The sequence below is a fragment of the Endozoicomonas sp. SESOKO3 genome (assembly GCF_024606255.1).
Map to the genome: position 1 here is coordinate 1 of NZ_JAHHPR010000019.1, position 8,267 is coordinate 8,267.

An 8,267-nucleotide genomic window follows, 5' to 3' on the forward strand; every position below is an offset into this window, starting at 1 on the left:
TGGCTATGATGCTGGGCATTATTACTAGAAGATTTGAGCATGTATCCATTCATTCGACTCCTGACCACTCTCCGCAGGGCCAACAAAGCCCCCAAAATTTCTGTTGACGCCATCAGTGAGAATCGCTTTCGCTGTATGCCATGGGATTTAGATCTGTTCATGGAAATGAATAATGGTCGGGTTTTGACGCTGTTCGATCTGGGCCGGTTTACTCTTTCTATTCAGAGCGGGCTGTCTGCTGTCCTTAAAAGGGAGAAATGGGGATTGGTGGTGGCAGGCAGTACCACTCGTTATCGAAAGCGGGTCCGAATGTTCGACAAAGTGACTACGTACACCCAGGTGACCGCGATGGATGAGCGATGGGTTTATATCATCCAGTCCATGTGGGTGAAAGGTGAACCGGCTTCTTCAGTCCTGTTAAGAACGGCTGTTACCGAGAAGGGCCGGATAGTCGCTACTGAACGCGTCAGAAAAGCCATGGATATGGAAGACTGGTCTCCAGAGCCGGAAGGTTGGGTAAAAGCCTGGATCGAAAGTGAAGATTCGCGTCCCTGGCCTCCTTTGTCAGCCCGCTCTGATAAGGGCTTTTAACTGGAAATATCCCGCTAAAAGCCCCGATGGCTTACTTCAGCAGGAATTTTTCCGGATGCGGCCAGATCTCACTCTCTGGCCGATCAAACTGAATCAACTCAATGAGCGTTCTTCCATCTTTGATGAAAGCTACAGTGACATGTTCTGCCGGAGAGGTGGGCTCAAGAACGACTTCTTTTCCTTTTATGGCTTCCTGAATATCGTCCACCTCAAAGGCAATATGGGGCGTGGTTTTTATAATCTCCGGTAATGTATTGTCTTCATCAAAATTCATCCACTCAACACCATAAGGGGTTTCGAAATACCCGGTGGCATGATGTTTCAGTTTCTCGTTATAGCAATCGTCTGATAGCTTTTCCCGGGTAGGTATCCCGACATGGTGAAAACGAAGTTGCTGCACTTGCTTGCTCTCAACTCTTCTCATTTGTAGTTGCTTGATTCTACTAGGGTATCGAGTGTGATGAACAGTGCGAATGCTTACGATTGATGTGCTCGGGCTATTCCGTCAGTGAGTGATGCTGGCCGCAAAATCATATAAACTGCCCCCATTTCTGACTTAGCCCGGAGAGCCTCCTATGGCGTCTGCCATTGATCATGAAATGATGTCCCGAGCCCTGCAACTGGCACGGAAAGGGTTGTACACCACAATGCCCAATCCCAGGGTTGGTTGTGTGATCGTGAAGGATGGCGTCATTGTTGGTGAAGGCTTTCATGAGCGTTCGGGCGAGCCCCATGCTGAAGTGCATGCTCTGGAAATGGCGGGTGACCGGGCTGAGGGAGCAACAGCCTATGTCACCCTTGAGCCCTGTAGTCATTTTGGAAAAACACCGCCCTGTGCGCAAGCACTGATCAGAGCTCGAGTGGGCAGAGTGGTTGCTGCTATGGAGGACCCTAACCCACTGGTGTCCGGTCGTGGTATGAGCCTGCTAAGTGACGCTGGCATTGAGGTTGAATCGGGTGTTCTTGAGCTTGAAGCGAAAACACTGAACCCAGGCTTTATCAAAAAGATGGTGACTGGACAACCTTATGTCCGGCTGAAGCTGGCCATGAGTCTGGACGGCAGAACGGCCATGGCAAGTGGTGAATCCCAATGGATTACCGGACCCGATGCCCGCAGTGAAGTTCAAAAGCTCCGGGCGCAAAGTTGTGCTGTTATTACGGGTGTTGGCTCTATTCTTCACGATAATTCTTCTTTGACCGTCAGAGCGCAAGAGTTGGGGCTCCCAGATGCTGAAAAACTCGCTCGAAGACAACCACTAAGGGTCGTTCTGGATTCATCTCTGCAAACCCCTGTAGACGCGAAAGTAGTCACCGGGCCCGGAAAGGTTCTGGTTGTCTGCACGGATCAGGCAGAACAGAACCGGCTGGCGCAGCTGGAGGCTGCCGGTGCCGAAGTGATTAGATTGAACCCCGGCAGACAGGTTGATCTGAACGCATTAATGAGCGAACTGGCTCAGAGAGATTGTCAGGAGGTCTTGCTCGAAACAGGGGCGACCCTTGCCGGAGCGGCTGTCAGTGAAGGACTGGTGGATGAGCTGAATATCTTCATGGCCCCAACCTTGATGGGGTCAGCGGCCCGGCCATTGCTGAACCTTCCCTTTCAGTCGATGTCAGAAAAGCTGGCACTGAATATCTCTGATATTCGCGCTATTGGTACTGACTGGCTCCTTAAGGCCACTTTCAAACAGAACACTGACGACTGAGATTCGCTATTCATGTTTACAGGTATTATCGAGGCTGTTGGTAGCCTGCAAAAAGTAGAACCCCGCTCTGGTGATCTGAGGCTAACGGTTAACTCAGGTTGTTTGGATCTTTCAGACGTAAAACTCGGTGACAGCATTGCCACCAATGGTGTCTGCCTGACCGTAGTTGAATTGACCGGGCAGGGATATGTGGCTGATGTTTCCCTGGAAACGCTCGAATATTCAACGCTTTCGGGCCTGGCCGTCGGTTCTGCTCTGAATCTGGAAAAAGCTCTGACACCTTCAACCCGGCTGGGTGGTCACCTGGTCAGTGGTCATGTTGATGGTGTTGGTAAAATAGTCTCCATTGAACCTTCGGGGCGTTCAACGGTCTACTGGGTGGAGGCGCCCTCCAATCTGGCCCGGTATATTGCCCACAAGGGATCGATCACGGTAGATGGTGTCAGCCTGACGGTCAACAAGGTGGACGGCTGTCGCTTTGCCCTGAACATCGTGCCTCATACTCAGCAGGAAACCATTATTACCGGCTATCGGGCAGGAACAGAAATCAATCTGGAAGTGGATGTGCTGGCCCGGTATCTGGAAAGGCTGATGGACCCCAGCCTCAGGGAAGAGAGCCCATCGGCTCCTGTCAGTCTGACCGCCGGTTTTCTTGCCGAACATGGCTTTATGAAGTGATCGCTTCCAGCTTGGGTATGAAACCGTTAGAATACGCCGGTTTCGCATACCGGATGTATAGAAAACACACACGGGGGTGTTATGCAGCTTAACTCCATCGAAGAGATTATTGAGGATATCCGCCTCGGAAGACCTGTCATCCTGATGGATGATGAAGATCGTGAAAACGAAGGTGACCTGATAATCGCTGCTGAGAAGATCACTCCTGAGATCGTGAATTTCATGGCCCGTGAAGCCAGAGGTTTGCTATGCCTGACTCTGACCGGAGAACGCTGCGATTTTCTGGGACTGCCACCGATGGTGACTTCGGAAGACAATTCATCGGGCTTTGGTACACCCTTTACCGTTTCCATAGAAGCGGCAGAAGGGGTAACAACAGGTATTTCGGCCCATGACCGGGCAAGAACGATTCGGGTAGCCGCGGATCCTCTGACTCGCCCCGGCGATATTGTTCAGCCAGGTCACGTGTTCCCATTGAGAGCCCAGCCTGGCGGTGTACTCAGCCGTGCGGGTCATACTGAAGCCGGTTGTGATCTGGCCCGTCTGGCCGGACTGACGCCGGCAGCCGCTATTATTGAGATCATGAATGAAGACGGCACCATGGCTCGTCGTCCTGATCTGGAAGTGTTTGCCAAAGAGCATGATCTGAAAATCGGCACCATCGCCGATCTGATCAACTACCGAATCCTGAATGAGAAAACCGTCGAAAAGCTAGAGCGGCGCTCTCTGGATACCGATTTTGGCCAGTTTGATATGACGGCCTACAAGGATTCCATCAGCGGTGCGACGCACATTGCCCTGACCAAGGGCTATATTACACCGAACTCACCGGCGCTGGTGCGAGTTCATGCTATGGAACCTTTTCGTGATCTGCTGTCGGCACATCCTGAAAACGGTAAATCCAGCTGGCCACTGCACAAAGCAATGGCCAAGGTCGCCAGTGAGGGGCGTGGCGTGATTGTGTTGCTCGACTCCGAGTCGAGGCTTGATCTGGGCGGGGCCCTGGAAAAGTTCTCGGAAGGCAAGAGTAACAGCAACGGTATGTCCGGCGCGTATCTGACCATAGGCACTGGTTCACAGATTCTGCGTGATCTGGGAGTGGGTAAAATGCGCCTGCTTAGCTCACCGATTCGCTTCGCGGCCCTGTCCGGATTTGATCTGGAAATTGTTGAATATATTCCGTGTGAAGACTGATTGTCAGAGCACATTGTTGTAAGTGCAACAGACACAAAGATTTATTGAGGAAAACGCAATGTCACTGCAAACCATCGAAGGTACTCTGCAGGCAAATGGCGGCAAGTATGCGATCGTTGTTGGCCGCTGGAATGCCTTTGTTGTAGAAAGTCTGCTCAATGCCGCTGTGGACAGTCTGACCCGTCACGGTGTTGCGGAACAGGATATTACTATCATACGTTGCCCGGGCGCGTTCGAAATTCCATTGACGGTTAAAAAAGTTGCTAAAACCCAACGCTTCGACGCTATTATTGCCCTGGGTGCTGTCATTCGTGGTGGCACACCACACTTTGAATTCGTTGCTAACGAATGTGTGAAAGGTCTGTCCCACGTGAATCTGGACGAAGAAATTCCGGTGAGCTTCGGAGTTCTGACCGTAGACACCATTGAACAGGCTATCGAGCGTTCCGGTACCAAAGCGGGTAACAAGGGTGAAGAGGCTGCCATGGCGGCTTTTGAAATGGTGTCCCTGCTCAAGAAACTGGAGGCCTGAGTTGTCTACTGAGAAGCAGGAAGCCGGGCAGAAATCTGCCCCGCGTCCAAAGCCATCTGCCCGTCGTCGTGCTCGTCAGCTGGCGTTGCAAGCCTTGTACCAGTGGCAGATGTCCCAGTCATCCATCACCCAGATTGAAATGCAGTTCCGTGCGGACAACGATTTCAGCAAGGTGGACGATGGCTATTTCCACATGCTGCTGACCGGGATTGCCCGTGAAGCCAGTCGCCTGGATGACGCCATGTCGCCACTGCTGGATCGTCCCATTTCGCAGTTGGACCCGGTTGAAATGTCAGCTTTGCGCATTGGCTGCTATGAAATGATGAACCGCTCCGATGTTCCATACCGTGTGGTCATCAACGAGGCTATTGAGCTGGTTAAGCGTTTTGGTGCCCAGGATTCTCACCGTTACATAAACGGTATTCTGGACAAGCTGGCACCCCGTGTTCGTCCTGATGAAGTGCGCAACTTCCGTCGGAAGTAATCGGTTTTCGATCAGGAGATAATGCTATTGTCTTCTGGTCTGTTAACCCAGCTTGCAGCGCGTTAAACTCATGTTTTAGTTTGGCTGGAACCTTTCATGGCGCTTGGCGAATTTGATCTGATTCGCAGTTTCTTTGATCGTCCGGGTCTTCGATCATCTCTGAGTGATGTGGTAGGCATAGGCGACGATTGTGCACTTCTGTCTCTTCAGCCCGGTCAACAACTGGCCCAATCCCTGGACACGCTGGTTGAAGGTATTCACTTCCCGAAACACTGTGATCCTTATCTGCTGGGTTATCGGGCGTTGGCCGTTAATCTCAGTGATCTCGCCGCTATGGGAGCAAAACCCCACAGTTTTACACTGGGCTTAACCATGCCTGAATCGAATGATGTCTGGCTTCAGTCGTTTTCTGACGGTCTGGCAGAGCTGGCATCAATCCATCAGATCGGGCTGATTGGGGGTGACACCACTCGGGGGCCTTTAACCCTCTCGATACAGGTGCAGGGTACATTACCCGAAGCCAATGCTCTGCGGCGCAATGGCGCTCAAGTCGGGGACCTGATATATGTCAGCGGTTGTCTTGGGGATGCTGCCGGTGCATTACCTGATGTTTTGAGAGGCCAGAACCCAGGAAGCGTTCGCACCCTTGAACAACGCCATCTTCTGGAACGTTACTATCGACCGACACCCAGGATAGCATTGGGTCAATGGTTGCTGGAAAATGGCGCCACGGCTGCCCTGGATATTTCTGATGGTCTGTTGGGCGACTTGGGCCACATTCTTAAAGCCAGTCAGGTCGGTGCTGAAATCAAAACGACATCGGTACCCGTCTCCAAAGCGCTGGGAAGTTTGATGGGTCCGGAGAAATCCAGAGAGCTGGCGCTGACCGGAGGCGATGATTATGAGCTGTGCTTTACATGGCCCGATCGAAAAAAGTTACTGCTTCCTGACAGCTTAATGACAGATAATCCTGTAACCTGCATCGGTCGTATAACTTCCGCTTCCGGGCTGGTGGATGCAGAGACGGCTCAGCCCCTTTCTCCCCGAGCCTATCAGCACTTTTAGTGACTTCTTTTTTATGAAAGAACATTCTTTCATGGGCTACAGGTACTTATGAGTAAAACACCTTCAGTCTGGAAAAATCCGGTTCACTTTTTTGCCTTTGGTCTGGGTAGTGGTCTGTCGCCTGTCGCGCCGGGAACTTTCGGCACCATAGCGGCCATTCCTTTCTATTTGCTTTTTCAGTACCTGCCGCTGTGGAATTATCTGCTCGTACTGGCTGTCAGCATTGTGTTGGGTGTCTGGCTATGTGGAAAGACCTCTAAAGACCTCGGTGTCCACGACCATCCGGGTATTGTCTGGGATGAGTTCGTCGGTTACTGGATCACTATGCTGGCTGCTCCCAGTGGCTGGGAGTGGGTATTGGCCGGATTTATCCTGTTCCGAATCTTTGATATCTGGAAACCCTGGCCCATCGGTTGGCTGGACAAGAAAGTGCATGGTGGCCTGGGTATTATGATAGACGACATCGTTGCCGGTATTTTTGCGCTTATCTTTCTTCAGGTGATTGCTTATATAGTGCTGTGATGGTTTGCAGCCTGCTGAGTCTCAAAGCCATCAAGTTGACTGAAGGCTTTGAGGGGGTGGGTGTCTTCGAGCAGCATATACAGCATTTTGTCCTTCTTAATAGTTTTTCATGTAAAAGAAATTCAGTATTTTCCAATCCTGAAATGAGCCTGAAGATAGGTATTACCACCTATAATCCAGCTTGTCGTTCATGAACAGTTTTGAACAGGGCCTCTCTGGCTCGTTGAAGTTGTTCCGCAGCTTCATTATCAGTCATTTCTTCAGCCTTTTCCTTCAGCCGCTTCAGTGTGACGCCTTCCCTCAGATACTGCTCAGGCTTGTTCAGCGACAGGAGCTTCTCGTAAGGTGTCATCATGTTTTCGTACCTGTAGATCTTCTTTTCTCTGCCTCTGTCGTCTGTCTTGGTTTCCGGGTAAAAACATGGGCGATGATAGTTCACGTAAGGAGTCAGGTGGTCATGGTCAAACTGGTTAAATGGCTCAGCATAGCATTGTGGAATATGAGCATGCCCCAGCATTTTCCGGATCACTGAACCGTTTTTACTCTCCACCAGGGCGTTGTCATTGCTGTGACGGGAGCGGGATTTGGTCAGTTCTATATGAAGCTTGTTTAACAACTTCGCCACTCTGCGGTTAATGAACTCCGAGCCATTGTCAGAATGAAACTCCCGCAGCTTGAATGGAAAGTCCGCCAGCAGGCTTTCGAGCACCGGCACCAGATATCGTTCGCTGATCTGCTCAACGGTGCAAATCACTTCATATTGGGTCACTCCATCAACAGCATTAATGTGATAAAGCCCCTTCACACCATCTCTGTCACCCTGGTGAACCGTGTCTACACGAATAAAACCGGGGCGTCCCTCAGGGACAGGTTTACGCCGGGTTCCGATGACTGTCTTGGTGGGGTGAGTGCCGTCCTTGTATCTCCTCACACACTCATAGGTGGTTGATTGTCTGAGGTTATACAAGTGAGAGACCGAGATAGTAGCCAGGCGTTCATAACGCTTATCGCCTCCCCTATAGGCTCTTTCACAGATCTTCTTGATGGCAGCGCCGTTCAGATCACTGTGAAGCTGATCGGTGTAGGCAAGCAGTCTGATATCGGCCTTGGTGTAACGGGTCTGGAAACCGTTAATGGTGCGCTGTCTCCGCTTCAGTCCGCCTTGGGTTATGTACTGGTTGATCAGCCGGGTAATCTGGGCTCTTGAGTAACCGGTTGCCACCAACAGGTAACGGCGGACAAGCCCTTTGTCCTCCTTCCCAAGAGAGCGGTACTTGAAATGGCTTAGGTTCAGCTCTATCCAGCGATAGCACTCATCTTTGGAATCCCAACCCGGCTCCAGACAAGAGGCCTGTGAAAGAAGGCTTTGCACGTCCTTCAGTGTTTTGATGAAAGTGGTGTTCATGATGATCTTCATCCTCTCATCATGAACGACAGTGCTGGATTTTACAGGCTCATTTCATGTTGGAAACTGGGCTCCCCTTCAGGCTCATTTCAT

The 8,267-nt window shown here is 51.2% G+C and carries 10 protein-coding genes; 8 read left to right on the forward strand and 2 right to left on the reverse strand.

The features are described 5' to 3' along the window. The first annotated feature begins 39 nt into the window (after positions 1–39). Positions 40–591 carry an acyl-CoA thioesterase gene (locus tag KDK18_RS00245; RefSeq protein WP_257252356.1) on the forward strand — a complete coding sequence of 184 codons (552 nt, stop codon included), beginning with the start codon at positions 40–42 and terminating at the stop codon, positions 589–591. 31 nt (positions 592–622) lie between these two features. Here KDK18_RS00245 and KDK18_RS00250 read toward each other — a convergent pair whose 3' ends face one another. Beyond that, positions 623–1,015 (reverse strand): hypothetical protein, encoded by a 393-nt coding sequence (locus KDK18_RS00250; protein ID WP_257252358.1) that lies wholly within the window; start codon positions 1,013–1,015, stop codon positions 623–625. A gap of 151 nt (positions 1,016–1,166) precedes the next feature. On the opposite strand from KDK18_RS00250, the gene ribD reads away from it, so the two are divergent. The 7 genes from ribD (at position 1,167) to KDK18_RS00285 (ending at position 6,769) form a co-directional block, all read left to right on the forward strand. Beyond that, a complete protein-coding gene (gene ribD, locus KDK18_RS00255; RefSeq protein WP_257252360.1) occupies positions 1,167–2,294 on the forward strand; it encodes a bifunctional diaminohydroxyphosphoribosylaminopyrimidine deaminase/5-amino-6-(5-phosphoribosylamino)uracil reductase RibD in 1,128 nt (375 codons plus the stop codon). 12 nt (positions 2,295–2,306) lie between these two features. Continuing rightward, positions 2,307–2,972 carry a riboflavin synthase gene (locus KDK18_RS00260; RefSeq protein ID WP_257252361.1) on the forward strand — a complete coding sequence of 222 codons (666 nt, stop codon included), beginning with the start codon at positions 2,307–2,309 and terminating at the stop codon, positions 2,970–2,972. A gap of 81 nt (positions 2,973–3,053) precedes the next feature. After that, a complete protein-coding gene (gene ribBA, locus KDK18_RS00265; RefSeq protein WP_257252362.1) occupies positions 3,054–4,166 on the forward strand; it encodes a bifunctional 3,4-dihydroxy-2-butanone-4-phosphate synthase/GTP cyclohydrolase II in 1,113 nt (370 codons plus the stop codon). Positions 4,167–4,224: 58 nt separating this feature from the next. Continuing rightward, positions 4,225–4,698 (forward strand): 6,7-dimethyl-8-ribityllumazine synthase, encoded by a 474-nt coding sequence (gene ribE / locus KDK18_RS00270; protein ID WP_257252363.1) that lies wholly within the window; start codon positions 4,225–4,227, stop codon positions 4,696–4,698. A 1-nt stretch (position 4,699) separates the two neighbouring features. Next, positions 4,700–5,182, forward strand: coding sequence for a transcription antitermination factor NusB (gene nusB / locus KDK18_RS00275; protein WP_257252364.1), 483 nt, complete (start codon positions 4,700–4,702; stop codon positions 5,180–5,182). A gap of 96 nt (positions 5,183–5,278) precedes the next feature. Further along, complete coding sequence (gene thiL / locus KDK18_RS00280; protein WP_257252365.1) at positions 5,279–6,247, forward strand: thiamine-phosphate kinase; 969 nt, start codon at positions 5,279–5,281, stop codon at positions 6,245–6,247. Between the two features lie 48 nt (positions 6,248–6,295). Continuing rightward, positions 6,296–6,769 carry a phosphatidylglycerophosphatase A gene (locus tag KDK18_RS00285; RefSeq protein ID WP_257252367.1) on the forward strand — a complete coding sequence of 158 codons (474 nt, stop codon included), beginning with the start codon at positions 6,296–6,298 and terminating at the stop codon, positions 6,767–6,769. 169 nt (positions 6,770–6,938) lie between these two features. On the opposite strand, the gene KDK18_RS00290 is transcribed toward KDK18_RS00285, so the two are convergent. Continuing rightward, a complete protein-coding gene (locus KDK18_RS00290) occupies positions 6,939–8,174 on the reverse strand; it encodes a hypothetical protein (RefSeq protein WP_257252369.1) in 1,236 nt (411 codons plus the stop codon). Between the last annotated feature and the right edge of the window lie 93 nt (positions 8,175–8,267).

Bases quoted from the DNA above. Each gene is read 5' to 3' on its own strand.
- KDK18_RS00290 (WP_257252369.1), bottom strand. From the start codon at position 8,174: ATGAACACCACTTTCATCAAAACACTGAAGGACGTGCAAAGCCTTCTT.
- KDK18_RS00260 (WP_257252361.1), top strand. From the start codon at position 2,307: ATGTTTACAGGTATTATCGAGGCTGTTGGTAGCCTGCAAAAAGTAGAA.
- ribE (WP_257252363.1), top strand. From the start codon at position 4,225: ATGTCACTGCAAACCATCGAAGGTACTCTGCAGGCAAATGGCGGCAAG.
- ribD (WP_257252360.1), top strand. From the start codon at position 1,167: ATGGCGTCTGCCATTGATCATGAAATGATGTCCCGAGCCCTGCAACTG.
- KDK18_RS00245 (WP_257252356.1), top strand. From the start codon at position 40: ATGTATCCATTCATTCGACTCCTGACCACTCTCCGCAGGGCCAACAAA.
- KDK18_RS00285 (WP_257252367.1), top strand. From the start codon at position 6,296: ATGAGTAAAACACCTTCAGTCTGGAAAAATCCGGTTCACTTTTTTGCC.
- KDK18_RS00250 (WP_257252358.1), bottom strand. From the start codon at position 1,015: ATGAGAAGAGTTGAGAGCAAGCAAGTGCAGCAACTTCGTTTTCACCAT.
- ribBA (WP_257252362.1), top strand. From the start codon at position 3,054: ATGCAGCTTAACTCCATCGAAGAGATTATTGAGGATATCCGCCTCGGA.
- thiL (WP_257252365.1), top strand. From the start codon at position 5,279: ATGGCGCTTGGCGAATTTGATCTGATTCGCAGTTTCTTTGATCGTCCG.